At 51.8% G+C, this 16,410-nt stretch carries 17 protein-coding genes; 11 read left to right on the forward strand and 6 right to left on the reverse strand.

Translation table 11 applies throughout. The features are described from left to right. Positions 1 to 23: 23 nt before the first annotated feature. From bioF to bioA, 7 genes are all read left to right on the forward strand, one after another. Positions 24 to 1,208 carry an 8-amino-7-oxononanoate synthase gene (gene bioF, locus V5T57_RS18040; protein ID WP_332892652.1) on the forward strand — a complete coding sequence of 395 codons (1,185 nt, stop codon included), beginning with the start codon at positions 24 to 26 and terminating at the stop codon, positions 1,206 to 1,208. Next, positions 1,208 to 1,903, forward strand: a complete 696-nt coding sequence (locus V5T57_RS18045; RefSeq protein WP_332892653.1) for an alpha/beta fold hydrolase — start codon at positions 1,208 to 1,210, stop codon at positions 1,901 to 1,903. Before bioF ends, V5T57_RS18045 begins: the two co-directional genes overlap by 1 nt. Further along, the gene (bioC, locus tag V5T57_RS18050; RefSeq protein ID WP_332892654.1) at positions 1,900 to 2,709 is read left to right on the forward strand and encodes a malonyl-ACP O-methyltransferase BioC; all 810 of its coding nucleotides are present in this window, start codon (positions 1,900 to 1,902) and stop codon (positions 2,707 to 2,709) included. The genes V5T57_RS18045 and bioC overlap by 4 nt, the downstream gene beginning before the upstream one ends. A gap of 28 nt (positions 2,710 to 2,737) precedes the next feature. Further along, positions 2,738 to 3,730, forward strand: coding sequence for a biotin synthase BioB (bioB, locus tag V5T57_RS18055; RefSeq protein ID WP_332892655.1), 993 nt, complete (start codon positions 2,738 to 2,740; stop codon positions 3,728 to 3,730). A 26-nt stretch (positions 3,731 to 3,756) separates the two neighbouring features. Further along, entirely contained in the window at positions 3,757 to 4,401 is a 645-nt protein-coding gene (locus tag V5T57_RS18060) for a hypothetical protein (protein ID WP_332892656.1), read from the forward strand. After that, positions 4,398 to 5,015 (forward strand): dethiobiotin synthase, encoded by a 618-nt coding sequence (gene bioD, locus V5T57_RS18065; protein WP_332892657.1) that lies wholly within the window; start codon positions 4,398 to 4,400, stop codon positions 5,013 to 5,015. Before V5T57_RS18060 ends, bioD begins: the two co-directional genes overlap by 4 nt. A 97-nt stretch (positions 5,016 to 5,112) precedes the next feature. Further along, on the forward strand, positions 5,113 to 6,417 hold the full coding sequence (gene bioA / locus V5T57_RS18070) for an adenosylmethionine--8-amino-7-oxononanoate transaminase (protein ID WP_332892658.1): 1,305 nt from the start codon (positions 5,113 to 5,115) through the stop codon (positions 6,415 to 6,417). Between the two features lie 95 nt (positions 6,418 to 6,512). Here the strand turns inward: bioA and V5T57_RS18075 are convergent, their stop codons facing one another. From V5T57_RS18075 to V5T57_RS18100, 6 genes are read right to left on the reverse strand one after another with little or no spacing between them, the layout of a single operon-like run. Beyond that, positions 6,513 to 8,147 (reverse strand): tetratricopeptide repeat protein, encoded by a 1,635-nt coding sequence (locus V5T57_RS18075; protein WP_332892659.1) that lies wholly within the window; start codon positions 8,145 to 8,147, stop codon positions 6,513 to 6,515. Between the two features lie 53 nt (positions 8,148 to 8,200). Beyond that, positions 8,201 to 8,386 (reverse strand): hypothetical protein, encoded by a 186-nt coding sequence (locus V5T57_RS18080; protein WP_332892660.1) that lies wholly within the window; start codon positions 8,384 to 8,386, stop codon positions 8,201 to 8,203. 10 nt (positions 8,387 to 8,396) lie between these two features. Then, positions 8,397 to 9,266, reverse strand: coding sequence for a pantoate--beta-alanine ligase (panC, locus tag V5T57_RS18085; RefSeq protein WP_332892661.1), 870 nt, complete (start codon positions 9,264 to 9,266; stop codon positions 8,397 to 8,399). A 14-nt stretch (positions 9,267 to 9,280) separates the two neighbouring features. Continuing rightward, positions 9,281 to 10,087, reverse strand: a complete 807-nt coding sequence (panB, locus tag V5T57_RS18090) for a 3-methyl-2-oxobutanoate hydroxymethyltransferase (protein WP_332892662.1) — start codon at positions 10,085 to 10,087, stop codon at positions 9,281 to 9,283. A 44-nt stretch (positions 10,088 to 10,131) separates the two neighbouring features. Next, positions 10,132 to 10,632: a 2-amino-4-hydroxy-6-hydroxymethyldihydropteridine diphosphokinase gene (gene folK, locus V5T57_RS18095; protein WP_332892663.1), complete on the reverse strand. Its 501-nt coding sequence runs from the start codon at positions 10,630 to 10,632 to the stop codon at positions 10,132 to 10,134. A 23-nt stretch (positions 10,633 to 10,655) separates the two neighbouring features. Continuing rightward, entirely contained in the window at positions 10,656 to 11,531 is an 876-nt protein-coding gene (locus V5T57_RS18100) for a M15 family metallopeptidase (protein ID WP_332892664.1), read from the reverse strand. A gap of 320 nt (positions 11,532 to 11,851) precedes the next feature. Here V5T57_RS18100 and V5T57_RS18105 point away from each other — a divergent pair, with 320 nt between their 5' ends. From V5T57_RS18105 to dapE, 4 genes are all read left to right on the forward strand, one after another. Then, positions 11,852 to 12,805: a M14 family murein peptide amidase A gene (locus tag V5T57_RS18105; RefSeq protein WP_332892665.1), complete on the forward strand. Its 954-nt coding sequence runs from the start codon at positions 11,852 to 11,854 to the stop codon at positions 12,803 to 12,805. Next, positions 12,802 to 14,001 (forward strand): succinyldiaminopimelate transaminase, encoded by a 1,200-nt coding sequence (dapC, locus tag V5T57_RS18110; protein ID WP_332892666.1) that lies wholly within the window; start codon positions 12,802 to 12,804, stop codon positions 13,999 to 14,001. Before V5T57_RS18105 ends, dapC begins: the two co-directional genes overlap by 4 nt. Positions 14,002 to 14,241: 240 nt before the next feature. Further along, complete coding sequence (dapD, locus tag V5T57_RS18115) at positions 14,242 to 15,093, forward strand: 2,3,4,5-tetrahydropyridine-2,6-dicarboxylate N-succinyltransferase (RefSeq protein ID WP_332892667.1); 852 nt, start codon at positions 14,242 to 14,244, stop codon at positions 15,091 to 15,093. Further along, a complete protein-coding gene (dapE, locus tag V5T57_RS18120; protein WP_332892668.1) occupies positions 15,093 to 16,256 on the forward strand; it encodes a succinyl-diaminopimelate desuccinylase in 1,164 nt (387 codons plus the stop codon). The genes dapD and dapE overlap by 1 nt, the downstream gene beginning before the upstream one ends. Positions 16,257 to 16,410: the final 154 nt, after the last annotated feature.

Below are 16,410 nucleotides of genomic sequence, written 5' to 3' on the forward strand. Positions count from 1 at the left end.
TTAAGTTTACTAAGCTGTGGGCCATGTCTGATCCTCACCTTGCATACCGTCACTTCTGTCAATCCAGAACAGAGGTTGGTCAACTACGCCAGCTGCATACGGTGCAGCCGTTGGCCCATGGTCGTATTCTGCGTCATGGGGTGGAGTTGGTTAATTTTTCAGCCAATAACTATGCAGGTTTGGCGGATCATCCCCTACTTAAGCAGCGGGCCATGGCATGGACAGAGAAGTGGGGGACAGGTGCCCAGGCTTCCCGTCTGGTGTGTGGTGATCTGGAGCCTTTTGAGCGGATTGAAGCTCGTTTGGTTGCAGGTAAGGGGTCTGAAGCTGCTTTGGTCCTGAATGCAGGTTATCAGACCAACAGTTCGCTGATTCCTGCACTGTTGGATAAAAAGGTACTGGGTGCCGAACCTTTGGTCTTTTCAGACCGACTAAACCACGCTTCCATGCACCACGGCATGCAGTCAGCCGGGGTTAAGCAGATACGTTATCGACATGGGGATTTGGATCATCTGGAATCCCTACTTAAAAAAAATGCTGAGCACAAAGGGCCCCGCTTCATCCTATCCGAAACCGTTTTTAGTATGGATGGTGATCGTATTGATGTGGGTAAACTTGTGGCGCTGAAGCATCGCTATGGTGCTTTTCTTTATCTGGACGAGGCCCATGCGACGGGTGTTTTGGGTCCCGATGGCTTTGGTTTGTCAGCGGCCTATCCAGGTGAAGTTGATCTGGTCATGGGTACCTTTAGTAAAGCGCTGGGGGGATTTGGGGCTTATGTGACCTGTCGCCGTGAATTGCGGGATTATTTGGTTAACCGGGTGAGTGGTTTCATCTATAGTACCGCTCTGCCTCCGGCTGTACTGGGTGCCATGGATGCCGCATTGGAGTTATTACCGCAGATGGAATCTGTCCGTCAGCGGGTTTTATCCGGGGCCGAGCAGGTGCGGGCCGCTTTTCATCAAGCGGGTTTAGATACCGGGAACAGTTCAACCCCAATTATTCCGGTTATTGTGGGGGATGAACGCAAGACATTGGCCTTAAGTGAGCGTTTACGCCAAGCTGGCATGTTGGGTATTGCCATCCGACCACCGACGGTTCCGGAAGGGACCAGTCGCTTACGGTTGTCGTTGAGTGCGGCCCATACGGATGCCGATTGGCAACAGTTGGCCCAGTTGGTACCAGCCTGTTTACAGGATATGGATTGATGACCTTATGGATGATGCATGGTTGGGGTTTGGGTCGTGGTGTATGGCGGCCTATGCTGCACCATTTTGGGGGTTACCCCACGCTTAAGGCAGATATGGGATTTTTTCATCCCCAAGGTCAAGCCAGTATAACCCAGCCTGAAGGGGCGTGGATTGGTGTTGGTCACTCCATGGGCTCTTTGTGGTTGTTGAAGAGTTTAATGGGGGAAGCAGAAACCCCGGAAATGGAAGCCATTGCCAAAGTAGGAAACCAGTGTAAGGGTTTGATTTTTATTAATGGTTTTAGTCGTTTTCATCAGGGGCGTGATTTTCCTCATGGGGTTGGTATACGGGTGATTGGGCGTATGCGCAAACAGTTGCCGGTGGATGCGGCTCAGGTCTTAAAGGATTTTGGTAGCCGTAGCGGTATGCCACCTATGGATCTACCCTCTATGGCCATTCCCCACCCCCCTCAATTGGATTGGGGGTTGGAGGCGATCAGTCGTTGGGATGGACGTGATCTACTGGCTCAATGGGATCGACCGTTTAAGGCGATTGCCAGCCGGGAAGATGCCATTGTGACTCCTATGATGAGTGAAGCGATGTTTACACCCCAGCAGCTACAGTGGGTAGAAGGGGCCAGCCATCTTCTACCTTTGACCCATGGCCAACAGATGGCCGCAGCAATTAATACCAGTTTGGAGTCGTGGTTATGAACCTGCCCAGAGGGGAAGGCAACCGCAATGGACGTGTGGGTAAAAATTTTGGTCGAGCGCTAAACTACCATCGTAAAGCGTTGGTACAGCAACATGTAGCCGATGAGTTGGCCGACCGTTTGGGGGATTTTCCCCTACCTGATAATCCACGTATTCTGGAAATTGGTTGTGGTACCGGTTTTTTAAGTCGGCACTTGGCCCGTCAATGGCCAGAGGCAGAGTTTATCTTTACCGATATTGCACCACAGATGGTTCAGCGCTGTCAGTCCCATCTATCAGATCTACCAGGTAAACGCCGTTTTATGGTGATGGATGGAGAACACTGCTCGATTAGTGGCCCTTTTGACTTGGTTGTTTCAAGTCTGGCCATGCAGTGGTTTCAGGATCTACCTGGATCTTTACAGAGCTTAACTTCACTGCTTAAGACCAATGGTCTGCTGGCTTTTGCTACCCTGGGGGATGAAACCTTCAGAGAGTGGCAGGGGGTATGTGCCCAGTATGGGGCCCCCTTTGGACGTCCTGACTATCCCGATGCCGATCAGTTACAGGCCATGTGGCCCACAGGCGGGGAAGGGGATGTAGAAGAGGATCATATTCCGGTGGCCCACGCCTCCGGTCATGGCTTTTTACGCGCTTTACGAGAAGTTGGTGCGCATCAACCCTCTGGGCATCATCGTCCGGTATCGGCGGCACTGATGCGCCGTATGCTGCAGGCAACCCAGGGTGGACAACACGGATTTACGGTGACCTATCATGTACTCTACGGATTCTACACACGCAGTCTCGACGACCGACCCATCCACTAATTTGGAAAATCGGGGCGTAGAGCCGGGTATGAGCGGTAGTGAATGGCTCGATACCATCGCCACAGCTGCTTTGGCAGGTCAGGTACCTGATCAACAGAGTGCACGGCGTATTTTAACTGATCCCAGTGTGGAACTGTTGCCTCTGATGCAGGCTGCTTTTAGGGTGCGTTTTCATCATTTTGGGCGCGGGGTACGCATCCATATCCTCAATAATGTGCAAAATGGTTACTGCTCTGAGGATTGTAATTACTGCGTTCAAGCGAAAAACAGTAAAGCCCCTATTCAGAAATACGCCATCAAGAGTGATGAAGAGATTCTTGATGGCGCCCGTAAGGCGTATGAGTCAGGTGCCTACCGTTACTGCATGGTCTCCTCTGGGCGTAACCCCCATGCGGATCGTATTGATCATATGTCCAAGCTGATCAAGGAGATCAAATCTCGTTGGCCAGTGGAGGTGTGTCTCTCCGCAGGGTTCTTGGATGCAGATAAAGCCCGTGAACTGAAAGAGGCAGGCCTGGACCGCTACAACCACAACCTCAATACAGCCGATGGTCACTACGGCTCTATCTGCACAACCCACAGCTATGGGGATCGACTAGATACCCTGAAGCAGGCCCGTAGTGCTGGGTTGGAGGTGTGCAGTGGTATTATTATCGGTATGGGTGAAAAGCCTGAGGAAATTATTGAGGTTGCCTCCACTCTAAGGGGGTTGAATGCCCGCTCTATTCCGGTCAATTTTTATGTGCATGTGGAGGGGTCCCAACTGGGTGAAGTCAACCAGTTAACCCCAGAGTATGGTTTGCGTGCATTGGCGCTGTTCCGTTTTTTCAACCCTGATGCTGAGGTACGTGCTGCTGGTGGACGGGAGAGCAATTTGCGGGGGTTGGAGTCGATGGCTCTCTACCCAGCCAACTCCCTATTTGCGGAAGGTTATCTGAATACATCTGGTCATGTGGCGGATAAGACCGTTAAACTGGTCGAAGATGCCGGTTTTTTTGTGGAGAAGATTGAAGAGGATTAAGACCTCTTCTAGGCAGGAGCCAGACCATGTTATCCACCACTTTCCGTATGGGAGCAGCTTGTCTTTGCCTGGTGCTATTGGCAGGTTGTTCCGATTCCCGACCCAAACAGAAGAATTGGGAGCCTTTTGTAGAGTCCTATCTACAAAAAAAGCAGACGCTTCAGGATCTTCCCAGTGACTACTTTCTTAGGCCTGAGCGCTGGGACCCTCTACTGGAATATCTGGGGTGGGAGCTAGATATGGACCAGGAAGGGGTTGAGCGTGAACTGGTCTTTCGGGATGAGAATTTTTCTATGGGACCTGAGATTGTCTTAGGGGATGAATCCCATGAAGAGGGTGGTCTGCTGGGTAGTTTAAAGCAGAAAATTCAGGCTGGTAAAGAGGCCTTGGGTATCGTTGGTGAAGCGATGGATGAAAACCCGGAACTGTTGGATGCCCTACGGGATGGTGGCGTACGTGATGCACTTAAAGGCATGGACCGGGCCTATTTGGAAGATAAAAAAAGAGAGCTGATGGGGTTGGCTGAATCGGCTGGGGTTGATGGCAGTTACCAACCTTCGGATATGGAACGTAAGGCTCTGCAAAGTGTTGGAAAACAGTTTGGTGTTTCTGAAAAGCGGATGCAGAGTTTGGAAAATCAGGCTGAACAGTACCGGGATAAATTACAGTGATTGATCGTGTTCCTATGCCTGGGGTGTTTGTAACTGGTACCGATACCGATGTGGGTAAAAGTGTTGCCAGTGCTTGGTTATTACAACAGTGGCAGGCTGATTATTGGAAGCCCATTCAATCAGGTTTAGAAGGGGCTACCGATACCGATGTGGTCTCCCACCTGGCTGGCCTGTCTGCAAGCCGTGTACACCCTGAACGCTTTCGTTTGCAAGCACCGATGTCTCCCCACGCTTCGGCAGCCCTAGAGGGGGTTTCTATCCAGCTAGAGGATTTTCAACGGCCCCAAACCACAGCCCCTTTGGTGGTGGAAGGGGCAGGTGGTGTCTTGGTACCGATCAATGATCAGTACACTGTATTGGATCTTATGGTCAAACTGGCGTTACCTGTGGTGGTGGTAACCCGTACAGGGTTGGGTACCATCAACCATACATTACTGACATTACAGGCACTCAAAGCTCGGGGGTTGCGTGTTATGGGGTTGATTGCCTGTGGCGCAGAGCATCCCTCCAATTTTAAGGCCCTAAAGCACTACGGTGAAGTGCCTATTCTGGCCCATATTCCCGTTTTGCAACCCTTAACACCTGAAACATTGGCATCTGTGGCGTGGCTGTAATCTCCAAACGGTGCTTAACAGCATAAAAGCCTAGAAGTGGCATTAACGGCGGCTTTCCATCAGATATTTCATCCCACCTTTGTGAATAGTTTAAGCCATGACAGATCTTATCGACCTGGACAAACGCCACTGTTGGCACCCTTTTACCCAGGCTCAAACGGCTCCTGATCCGATCCCTATTGCTTCTGCTTCCGGGGCGACCCTGACAACGACAGAGGGGCAGCAATGGATTGATCTGATTTCCTCCTGGTGGGTGACGACCCATGGTCATAGTCATCCAGTGGTGGCTCAGGCCATTGCGGATCAGGCTAAAACACTGGAACAAGTGATCTTTGCCGGTTTTACCCATGCACCGGCTGTTAATTTGGCCAAGGCGTTATCGGACAAATTGGGGGGTGATCTGGATCGGGTTTTTTTCTCGGATGATGGCTCCACGGCTGTGGAAGTGGCTTTAAAAATGGCCACCCAGTACCACATCAATCAAGGAACACCCCGTCATCGATTCATAGCTTTTAGGGGTGGCTACCACGGGGATACGGTTGGCGCCATGTCCATGGGGCAGGGATCTGGTTTTTTTGATGCCTTTTCTAACATGATGTTTCAGGTGGATCTGTTGGATTATCCCAGCACCTGGATCGGTGATCCCAGCCCAGAAGCCCGAGAGGCCATTGTACTGAGTCAGTTGGATGATTATCTCAACCAGCATGGTGACCAGTGTGCTGCATTACTTATGGAGCCTTTGGTACAGGGTGCTGCAGGTATGCGGATGGCCCGGCCTACTTTTATTCAGCAATTGATGGCCCGCTGTCGAGCTGCTGGGGTGTTGGTGATCTTTGATGAAGTGATGACAGGTTTTGGTCGAACAGGATCTCTGTTTGCCTTTCAACAATGTGGTGATCAGCCGGATATTATATGCCTTTCCAAAGGGTTAACATCCGGTTTTATGGCCATGTCTGTAACGGTTGCACGGGAGCCTATCTATCAGGCTTTTATGGGGGAGGGGTTTGATAAAGCTTTGGCTCATGGCCACTCTTTTACGGCCAATCCATTGGGTTGTGCGGCGGCTTTGGCCTCTTTTCAAGTTTTTGAGCAAGAGCAGACCTTGGATCGAATTGAAAAAATTTCCGCCATTCATGAACAGCGCTTAGCGGTTTTTAACAAGCATAAAAAGGTGGTTCGTCCTCGACTTTGTGGCTCTATTGGTGCCATTGATCTGGTGGTTGAGGATAGTGGCTATGAAGCGGCGATTGGTCCTCAGTTAAAGGCCTTTTTTGCCAAGAAAGGTCTTCTGCTTAGGCCATTGGGTAATACCGTTTACATACTCCCCCCCTACTGCATTAGTGATGATCAATTGCATAAGGGGTGGGATGCCATTGAAGAGGCCGTTAAGACCTTGCTGTAAGCTGGTAACAGGAGTTGTGTGGTATCTGCCATGGGGATTAAACATTCGTTTAATCCCCATTGGTTTTTTTAGAGGGGGGGAAAGTGACCCATCCTTTAGGGATTGTTTGTCTCACCTTTTTGGTTTCCCAGCAGTAGGGCGGACTCTTTGACCTGACCGAGCTGATCCAATAGACGGGCAGCAGCCTCTTTGGGGGATTCTGGTAGCAGTCGGTCATCGCTGGCGGATGTTTGGCTTTTGGAAAAGGCCAGTTTAACATAGTGGAGCAACGCCTCTTCCAGATCGCCTAGGGATTCAAACATCAACCCCTTTTGATAATCCAGAAGCCGTACCACGGTTGCGTGATCTGCACGGGTTTCCAGTTGAGCCTGGAGAAGCCCTGCCTCATGTTCCCGGCCACCACGGGTAAAATAGAGAAAAGCTTCGGCCAAAGGTTCGATCAGATCTCTGGGCAGTAGGTTGGGTTCACCGTTGGCTGCTGATGGGGTGAGCCGCTCCAATACCCGCTCTAGAGGAAGATCTTCCACAGCGGCACCCAGTGCCATCAGTCGTAACCGTACCAGATCACTATCAGGGCCACGCTCCTTACCCAGCAGTGCCACCGCTTTGTCCACCTGCTCTTGCCGCATCCAGGCCTCTGCAAAAGCCGCACGGACCGGTTCGGTCAAACCATCTAACGCCAAACCATCCGGGGTTAATAGGCCACCAGGTGCGGTTAATCCAATAGGATTTTCAAGCTCTTTTTTAAGCAGTTGTTGCAGGTAAAAAGCCTGTTCCAAACCATGGTTGGACATGACGGTTTCACGCAGTAAACAGCGGCGCTCCATCAAATTTTTAACCGCTGCGGTTACTTTTTTGGTGGGTGTAAGTGGGGTTGTTGCCCACTGATGGAACAGCTTGGCGTGGAGGATGCGGATCTCTTGCCCTTCGGCCACACCTGGGTTATGGGCCAGGGCTGTTTCTAGATCAATCAGTAGCTTGGGGGTAACCGCTTTTTTGGCAGCCTGTTCAACCTGCATACGTACCATACGGTAGAAAATATGCCGGGCTTCACGGGTTTTACGCGCAGCTTTGGGCAGCTGTTTAAGCCAGTTGCGCCCTTGGGTAAGCTCCCCCTGCGCCAAGGAGAGTTCCGCCATGGCCACCAGCCACTCAGCATCTGGTGATGGGCGATCTTTGCGTTCTTTGTATAGCCCCAGCTGTAGACGGGCTCGATCAAGCGAGCCCAACTTTAACTCACAAATACCGATACCCCGTTGGGCAATATAGGCTTTGGGATGTTTGGGGTTTTCGACCAAAAAGTGGGAAAAACGGCCTCTGGCTTGTTGAAATTGACCCTCAGCAAGTTGGGCTTGGGCCATCATTAAGACCAAATCAGAAGATTGATCAATCATGCCAACCGGCAGGCTTTCCAGCATCTCCAGGGCTTCACTGGGGCGGTTAAGTGCCATCTGGGCTCGGGCGATGAGCTCCCGCCAGCTCAGGGCTGTGACCGGGGCTCCACTGCCACGATTCAGGGCTTGTTCAGCCAGGATCAATGCCAGTTTGTGGTGCCCTTGGTCCAACACACGACGGACCCCGTTAGGCGTGAGGGGAAAAGGGCGGCCAAAGGAATCAAAACCGGTTAGGGAAGAGGATTCAATGGTATCGGGTGGTGCAATCGCACTACCCTGGGGAATAGCCTCTTGGGCTTGGGCCTGACCCCAAAACAGGGATGTAGTAAGCAGCATGACAAGGGCTGTTGATTTTGAACATCTATCGCCAACCCTGTGTCGCTGTTTCATCACTTTTTCCCCGGAATGACCAATGGCTCATAGTGTTCCGTTGGCTCTACCCGCTCACTATTGCAGCTTTGCAAGCCCACGGTGATAACACCTAAGAGTAGAATCAGCAGAAGAAGCATCTTTGGCCAACGTCGTTTGCTGCTGCGTCCACCACCCAGGCTGTCATAGCGTACTCTGCGATTCATGATGTGAACCTCATCCTTTAGTGTCACATGGGATGCGATTGGCATCCAAAACCAGATTATCAATTAAACGTGCAGCCCCAACATGGGCGGCAATCAGTACCACAGGGGCCCCATGACCTTGCCATGGTTGCAAGGTTTGGGCATCCCGTACGGCTACATAGTCGATACGCGTAATTCCTGCCTGCTGCAAGGTTTGGCGTACCATATCTTCTAACTTGTCCCCCTTGCGCTCACCTTGATGGTAGGCATCGTAGGCACAGTTTAGGCCTTGGCTTAGGGCGGTGGACTGGGTTCTTGCTGTGGTGTCTAGGTAGCGGTTACGGCTGGACATGGCCAAGCCATCTTGCTCCCGTACGGTGGGAACACCTACAACCTCCCAGGGCATAGCCAGATCCTGAACCATGCAGCGCAAGACCGTAAACTGCTGATAATCTTTAAGCCCAAAAAAAGCTTGGGTTGGGCGTACCAGATTCAACAGAATGGTCACCACGGTGGCCACCCCATCAAAATGGCCAGGACGGATAGCACCACACAACATTTCAGCCAGAGCGGGTAGGCTCACACGGGTCAGATCTGGGTTGTCCGCAGGGTACATAGCCTCGACGGAGGGGTAGAAGAGGGCATCACACCCTTCAGCTTTTAGCTGTGCGACATCGGCATCAAAAGTACGAGGGTAGCGTTCAAAGTCCTCATTAGGACCAAACTGGGTGGGGTTTACAAAGATGGAAACCACCACGGAGTCACAGCTTTTACGTGCTTCCCGAACCAGGGTTAAGTGACCTTCATGCAGGCAACCCATGGTGGGCACAAAACCGATTTTTTTATGACCCTGCTGGCGACGCCATGTGGCCAAGGCTGGGCGATCTTCTAGAATTTCCATGCGCGATCAAAACCCTACTTCTTAAAGCTGTGTTCCGCAGAGGGAAACTGGCGTGTACGTACCTCTTGGGCATAGCTCTCAATGGCATCACCCAGGAGCTGAACCCCATCGACATAGCGTTTAACAAATTTAGGGGAGACATCGCCATAAAGGCCCAGCATGTCATAGAGCACAAGCACCTGCCCATCACACCCATTACCGGCACCAATACCAATGGTGGGGATGGCAAGCTGTTCACTGACACGGTTGGCCAAAGGTGTGGGAATACCTTCCAGAATAATGGCCCCTGCACCGGCCTGTTGCAGGGCCAGGGCATCATTCACAATTCGGTCAGCCGCTTCTTCATTACGGCCTTGTATTTTAAAGCCGCCAAAAGCGTGTACCGACTGTGGGGTCAGACCCAGATGGCCAATAACAGGAATGGCCCGTTCAGTCAGGTAGGCAATGGTCTCTGCCATAGCCTGACCCCCCTCCAGCTTAATGGCTGCAGCCCCGCTCTCCTTCATCGCTCGGGCTGCGTGTTCAAAGGTGCGCTCTGGACCATTTTGGGTAGAACCAAAAGGCATATCCAGGACCACCAGAGCTCGGTCACTCCCCCGTACCACGGCACGGGTGTGGTAGATCATCTCTTCTAGGGTAACCGGCAGGGTGGTTTCATGACCCTGCACCACCATACCTAAGGAGTCCCCTACTAAAATCAGATCTACATCAGCCCCATCCACAAGACGGGCGAAGGTGTAGTCGTAGGCGGTTAGAGCAACAATGGGCTGCCCTTGCTGTTTCATGCGTACCAGATCGGGTACCCGCACGCGGCTTTTCATAACAATCCGTCCGGGGAAAAATTAAAAAGAGGTCAGAAGTTGTATCACCGAAGATGCTCTCCCTCAAGCAATACCACGGTACCTCTATCTTCAACTCCACTCAGGAGGGTGTCAACGGTTTTGCCCAGAAGAGGGTGAGGCTTTTTAGGTACGATATCCCATAAAGGCTGTAGGACAAAGCGGCGTTGATGCAAATGAGGGTGGGGCAGCGTTAATTTGGGGTGTGTCATACAGTGGTGACCATAGAAGAGCAGATCCAGATCCAAGGGGCGGGCCCCCCAACGGATTTCCTGACTACGGTCCCGGCCAAATTGCTGCTCCACGACCATTAATTGATCCAGTAGGTCCAGCGGGGATAAGGTGGTCTGCAAGGTAGCCGCACCGTTAACATACCAGGGCTGGTCTGGCCCCAACGGTTCGGTTTGATACCAACGGGAGACCGCTGTTACAGAGATTTTGGCGTGATGGTCCAACACAGAGAGCGCCTGCTGACAACTGTTTAGGGCAGCGCCCAAGTTGGCTCCAAGACCAATTTGGGCATCCACACTTTGAGCATCAGTGTGCGTATTCAGACGGAGAGAACCTTGATGTGCCAGGGTTCAAAACGTACCCCCAGTAGGTTATCGCGGGGATAGCGTAGGTTGCTATAACCCAGGTCCCGAAGTTTTTTAAAGACCTCGGTCGTGGCAAAGCGTTCGGTAAAGTTGTGGTAGCCATAACCAACCTGGCCGACATCAAAATCACCAATACCATGGAAGGAGTATCCAGGGGGGGCCAAAGAGCGAGAGGCCATGGAGAGGTTACCCTGGCTCTCTTCCGCTTTATTAAGGAACAAGCGGAATTGCTTGATTACACTGCGTACGCCGGAGGTCAAAATGACTTTATCCCCCACATCCCGACGAATTTTCTCGTAGGTACGTACGGGGGTGCCACGGTAAAGATAGTTACCGGTGTAGGGTAATTTGCTCACTTCCCGCTTGGGAATCTCTTCGGTTAAGCGGGTAAAGGGCTTGTAGCCATTAAAACCGTAGGCGCCTGCATCCCGGAAAAAAAGGTCTTCAAGAAAATCCAACTCTTTTTTGCTGAAGCGTCCAACCTTGCTGTAGTTTTTGGCGGTATTGATCGCCTCATCAAACCCTAGCAGATGGAAGTTGGCATGACCTACCAGATGTTCCAGACGGGAAAAACGGTAGTTAACACGCTTGAGCAGAGCAAACTGTTGGGGGGAGAGATAGATATCGTCTTGGTGGGATCGGTTGAAATTTCGGATACGGCGTACCGCTTCCTTAATTTCAGCTTCATCCATAGAATCGCGTAGATAGGCATGGGTCTTACGGGGCATGGGTACGGCTTTACGCGCCGCATGGGCTTCACTGGAGACCAAATTGGCTCCACCCATCATGCCTACAGCCAAAGCTTGTAAAAAGTGACGTCGTTGCATCATGCCCCAATTACCTACATTCCATTTAAAGCGAATCAATCATCTCTATTTATAGTTCGGAATAGAGACCCCACTTAATCAGTAGAAACGATTCAGCCTGAATTTATACCCTATAACCCGGTAAGGAAACAAGCACCAGTTCGTTCCCTTTTAACCAGGAAAAGGGCTCTGATGATAAAAAAAGGTCTTTCCAGTTTGACGCTAGGAGCTGGGGTTGGTAAAACTCCCCGATGCACCTTTGAAACATGATGCCGCCATTACTCTGATTGCGGATACCGTTTTCCGTTCCCTAAGGTGGTGCTCATGCTATCGGATAAACAGTGATGATCCATGTAAAACCATCGTGGGCCATATGGGCCTTCGTCCTTCTATTACTCCCCCAGCCTCTGCGTGCTGATGATGGGTCTTATGCCATCGAAGCGGGTCAGAAACTGACGGCGCAAGAGACTTGCCAGCGCATTGGTACCAAGTTGGGCAGTGTCTCTATACAAGATTGTATTAAGCAAAATTTGCGCCTGACAGGGGCTTACTCGGTTAATGGTATTCCTATTTTGATGAAGGAGTATCCCCCGCTTAAACGGCGCAAGCCTAAGGGGCGTATTCTGGTCCTGGGTGGTATCCATGGGGATGAGTACTCTTCTGTCAGTATCTCCTTCCGTTGGTTGGAAAAACTGAATAAGCATCACTCTGGCCTGTTCCATTGGCATGTGGTGCCTTTAACCAACCCGGATGGTCTTTTACAGAAAAAATCGGTTCGTATGAATGCCCGAGGGGTGGACCTGAACCGCAACTTTGGTACACCAGGTTGGGAAGCAGAAGCCACCGACTACTGGGAAAATCGTACTTTTAAAGATCCCCGCCGGTATCCAGGTCCCAATCCACTTAGTGAGCCAGAGTCCCGCTGGATAGCCCAGGAGATTGAGGCTTTTCAACCCGATGTCATTGTCTCCATCCATGCCCCTTATGGGTTGTTGGATTTTGATGGCCCCCCTCAGGACCCCCCAAAAAAGTTAGGGTCGCTGTATCTTTCTCCTTTGGGTACCTATCCGGGCTCTCTGGGGCGGTATGCTGGGATGTATAAAAAAATTCCCATCATTACCATCGAACTCAAATATGCCGGTATTATGCCCAGTAAGCGTGAGATCCGTAATATCTGGATGGATCTGGTCCGCTGGCTTAACCGTAATGTCCAGCCCTCGACCCAAAAAGTGGGGGGGCAGTATGATCCTATTTTGGATCCCATCAATCCCGCCAGCTGGGAGGAGTCGCTCTCATGAATCCTGAAATGGACCGTCTCAACCCCTATCCTTTCGAAAAATTGGCGCAGCTGTTTGAGGGGGTAACCCCTAATCCAGATCTGGCTCCTCTGAATATTTCCATTGGTGAGCCCAAGCATCCAACCCCAGCCTTTGTGACCCAGCGCATGATTGAGGCGCTAGAGGATGGGGATATGGCCAAATATCCCACCACCCGTGGGGAGAAGGCGCTGCGGGAGAGCATCGCAGGGTGGTTGACCCGTCGTTTTGAGCTCAAGCCAGGTAGTGTGGACCCAGATCGACATGTGCTTAGTGCCAGTGGTACCCGTGAGGCGATCTTCTCTGTCGCTCTGGCTATGGTGGATCGGCAGAAGGGTGGGGTGGTTCTAACCCCTAATCCTTTCTATCAGATTTATGAAGGGGCCAGCTTTATGGCGGGGGTTGACCCCATCCATATCGATGCCACCGAACAGACCGGTTTGCGTCCTCCTTTTACCGCATTGGATACAGATCTGCTGGATCGAACCCAGATGGTCTATCTCTGTTCGCCATCCAACCCCACCGGGGCGGTTCATCCGCTAGAAGAGCTGCAAGAGCTGATTCGTCTGGCGGACAAGCATGATTTTGTTATCTGTTCTGATGAGTGCTATTCAGAAATTTGGTATGACGCACCACCTCCTGGCTTACTACAGGCTTGTGCCGAGATGGGTCGGGATGACTATAAGCGCTGTCTGGTTTTCCACTCCCTCTCCAAGCGATCGAACATGCCAGGGGCGCGAAGTGGTTTTGTGGCGGGTGATGCACAGTTGCTGGACCGTTATTTCAAACTACGGACCTATACCGGTAACGCCATGCCCCCATTCATTCAAAAGGCGGCTGTGGCAGCCTGGGATGATGAGAGCCATGTTGAGGAGAACCGCAAACAGTACCGGGCCAAGTTAGAAACATCCATTGAGATCCTCTCCCCGGTCCTGGATGTTACCCGCCCTGAAGCCAGCTTTTATCTCTGGCTCAAGGTGCCGACAGGTGGCGAAAACTTTGCCCGTGTTCTTTATGAAAAATTTAATGTGGTGGTACTGCCCGGTGGTTATTTGGGTCGGCATGGTGCACAAGGTAACCCGGCTGACCCCTATATTCGTATTGCCCTGGTGGCCACACCTGAGCAGAACCGTATGGCCATGCAACGTATCGCCCAGTGTGCCCAGGAGCTGAAGTAATAGGCACCGATGTGTGAGGGTGGTGGAAGAGCCTAAACCGTCATTCAAAGCATCCCGCGTTGGTGGAGCCCAAAAGGTTCACGTTACGTTTGCGTAGGGTGAGATAAAACGTAAAACCCTGGAGCCATTTAGAACATGTGTGACTCCAGACTCTTTTCATAAACTTTTTCAAGAGTTGAAAGATGCGGCCTAGCCGCCTTTCACGATGAAACATAAGCACAACCTACGGAGAATCCCCTTATGTCCGATCTGCAAGCCATCATCGAAAAGGCCTGGGACGAGCGCGACGGCATCAACAGCAGCACAGCTGGCGAAGTCCGCAATGCGGTGTTGGAGACCATCGAAGCCATTGACAGCGGTAAACTGCGTGTGGCGGAAAAAAATCCTGACCATCCTGAAGCTGAGCATGGCTGGGTGGTCAACCAGTGGGCCAAAAAAGCGGTTCTGCTTTACTTCAAACTGCATGATAACCAGATCATGGGTGATGATGGCGCCACCTATTTTGACAAGGTGCCTCTGAAGTTTGCGGGTTGGGATGAAGCCAAATTTAAAGAAGCAGGTTTCCGTGCTGTTCCCCCTGCAACAGCCCGTAAAGGGGTCTACATTGCACCGGGTGTGGTGCTGATGCCCTCCTACTGTAACATCGGCGCCTATGTGGACTCCGGCACCATGGTTGATACCTGGGCCACCGTTGGCTCTTGTGCTCAGATTGGTAAAAACGTTCATATCTCCGGTGGTGCTGGTATTGGTGGTGTGTTGGAGCCTCTTCAGGCCAACCCAGTTATTATTGAAGATAACTGCTTCATCGGTGCCCGTGCTGAAGTGGCAGAGGGTGTGATCGTTGGTGAGGGTTCAGTACTCTCCATGGGTGTCTATTTGGGTAAATCCACCAAGGTTGTCAATCGTGCAACGGGTGAGATCCACATGGGCTATGTCCCCCCTTACTCTGTGGTTGTTTCCGGCACCATGCCCGGTAAGCCTCTGCCCAATGGTGAGCCCGGCCCTAACCTGTACTGTGCGGTTATTGTGAAAACTGTGGATGCTCAAACCCGTTCCAAGACCGGTATCAACGAGCTGCTGCGGGAGTTCTAATGACGCTTCATTCCCCCGAAATGGTGGATCCAGTGACACTGGCGCGGGCCTTGATTCAGGCCCCGTCGGTGACACCGATGGATCATGGTTGCCAGGATCTACTCATCCGTCATCTGGAAGATCTGGGGTTTACGGTACATCGCCTACGTTTTGGCCATGTCGAGAACTTCTATGCCCGTCTGGGTACCAAGGGCCGTAACTTTGCCTTTGCTGGTCATACCGATGTGGTGGGACCAGGGGATGAGAGCCGCTGGACCAGTGGTCCTTTTGAGGCTGCGGTGGATGATGAGGGCTTTATCACCGGCCGTGGTGCGGTGGATATGAAAGGGGGTCTGGCCTGTATGATTGCCGCCACAGCCCGTTTTCTGACAGCCCGCCCTGATTTTGCCCAGCATGACAGCCTGAGCTTTCTGATCACGGGTGATGAGGAAGGGGATGCGGTTGATGGGACCATCAAAGTTCTGCAGTGGATGGATGAGCAGCAGGAGAAGATGGACTACTGTCTGGTGGGGGAGCCCACCAGCGCGGGTAAACTGGGGGATTGCATCAAAAATGGCCGACGTGGTTCGGTCAATGGATGTTTAAGCATCCATGGGGTACAGGGCCATGTGGCCTATCCCCATCTGGTGGATAACCCCATTCATCGTGGGGCGCCAGCTCTGGCGGCTATCAGCACCCTTGTGTTTGATGAAGGGGATGACTTCTTCCAGCCCACCAGTTTGCAGTTTACCGCACTACAGTCAGGTGGCACGGCCACCAATGTGGTACCAGGAGAGCTAACGGCAGGTTTTAACATCCGTTTTAGTGCCCAGCATACCCCAGAAAGCCTGGAGGCCCGTATTCGTCAGGAGCTGGACCGCTGTGGTGTCTCCTATGATCTGGAGATGGTAACCTCTGGCCTGCCTTTTATCACAGAGGGGGGCCCGTTGGTGGATGCGGTTAAACAGACCGTAGCCCAGACCACAGGTATGACCCCGGAGCTTTCAACCGGTGGTGGGACCTCGGATGCACGGTTTATTTCCCACCACTGTGATCAAACCATTGAGTTTGGTCTGGTGGGGAATTCTATGCATAAGGTGGATGAAAAGGTACCGGTTGCCGATCTGGAGACATTGACGGAGGTTTACCGCCGTCTGTTGGAGAACCTCTATCCGCCAGGATAAGCGTTAGCGTTAAAGCCCCAGATTGTTTTTTGGGAAGGGGAGAGGTGCTGTAAAAAGGTTAGATTGTTCCCTGCCTTTACCATTTGGGCTGTAAAAAAAAGGCGGTACCTGCATATGCAGATACCGCCTTTTTTCATACCTATTTTTGCGTCAC

Origin of the sequence: Magnetococcus sp. PR-3 (assembly GCF_036689865.1) — a bacterium.
Lineage (GTDB): Bacteria > Pseudomonadota > Magnetococcia > Magnetococcales > Magnetococcaceae > Magnetococcus.

What these genes read in the sequence shown, in the direction of transcription:
- panB (WP_332892662.1), bottom strand. Translation starts at nt 10,087, where the DNA reads ATGAAAAGCCGCGTGCGGGTACCCGATCTGGTACGCATGAAACAGCAA.
- V5T57_RS18075 (WP_332892659.1), bottom strand. Translation starts at nt 8,147, where the DNA reads ATGCTGCTTACTACATCCCTGTTTTGGGGTCAGGCCCAAGCCCAAGAG.
- V5T57_RS18100 (WP_332892664.1), bottom strand. Translation starts at nt 11,531, where the DNA reads ATGATGCAACGACGTCACTTTTTACAAGCTTTGGCTGTAGGCATGATG.
- dapD (WP_332892667.1), top strand. Translation starts at nt 14,242, where the DNA reads ATGTCCGATCTGCAAGCCATCATCGAAAAGGCCTGGGACGAGCGCGAC.
- dapE (WP_332892668.1), top strand. Translation starts at nt 15,093, where the DNA reads ATGACGCTTCATTCCCCCGAAATGGTGGATCCAGTGACACTGGCGCGG.
- panC (WP_332892661.1), bottom strand. Translation starts at nt 9,266, where the DNA reads ATGGAAATTCTAGAAGATCGCCCAGCCTTGGCCACATGGCGTCGCCAG.
- bioB (WP_332892655.1), top strand. Translation starts at nt 2,738, where the DNA reads ATGAGCGGTAGTGAATGGCTCGATACCATCGCCACAGCTGCTTTGGCA.
- bioA (WP_332892658.1), top strand. Translation starts at nt 5,113, where the DNA reads ATGACAGATCTTATCGACCTGGACAAACGCCACTGTTGGCACCCTTTT.
- V5T57_RS18045 (WP_332892653.1), top strand. Translation starts at nt 1,208, where the DNA reads ATGACCTTATGGATGATGCATGGTTGGGGTTTGGGTCGTGGTGTATGG.
- bioF (WP_332892652.1), top strand. Translation starts at nt 24, where the DNA reads ATGTCTGATCCTCACCTTGCATACCGTCACTTCTGTCAATCCAGAACA.
- V5T57_RS18105 (WP_332892665.1), top strand. Translation starts at nt 11,852, where the DNA reads ATGATCCATGTAAAACCATCGTGGGCCATATGGGCCTTCGTCCTTCTA.
- bioC (WP_332892654.1), top strand. Translation starts at nt 1,900, where the DNA reads ATGAACCTGCCCAGAGGGGAAGGCAACCGCAATGGACGTGTGGGTAAA.
- V5T57_RS18060 (WP_332892656.1), top strand. Translation starts at nt 3,757, where the DNA reads ATGTTATCCACCACTTTCCGTATGGGAGCAGCTTGTCTTTGCCTGGTG.
- dapC (WP_332892666.1), top strand. Translation starts at nt 12,802, where the DNA reads ATGAATCCTGAAATGGACCGTCTCAACCCCTATCCTTTCGAAAAATTG.
- V5T57_RS18080 (WP_332892660.1), bottom strand. Translation starts at nt 8,386, where the DNA reads ATGAATCGCAGAGTACGCTATGACAGCCTGGGTGGTGGACGCAGCAGC.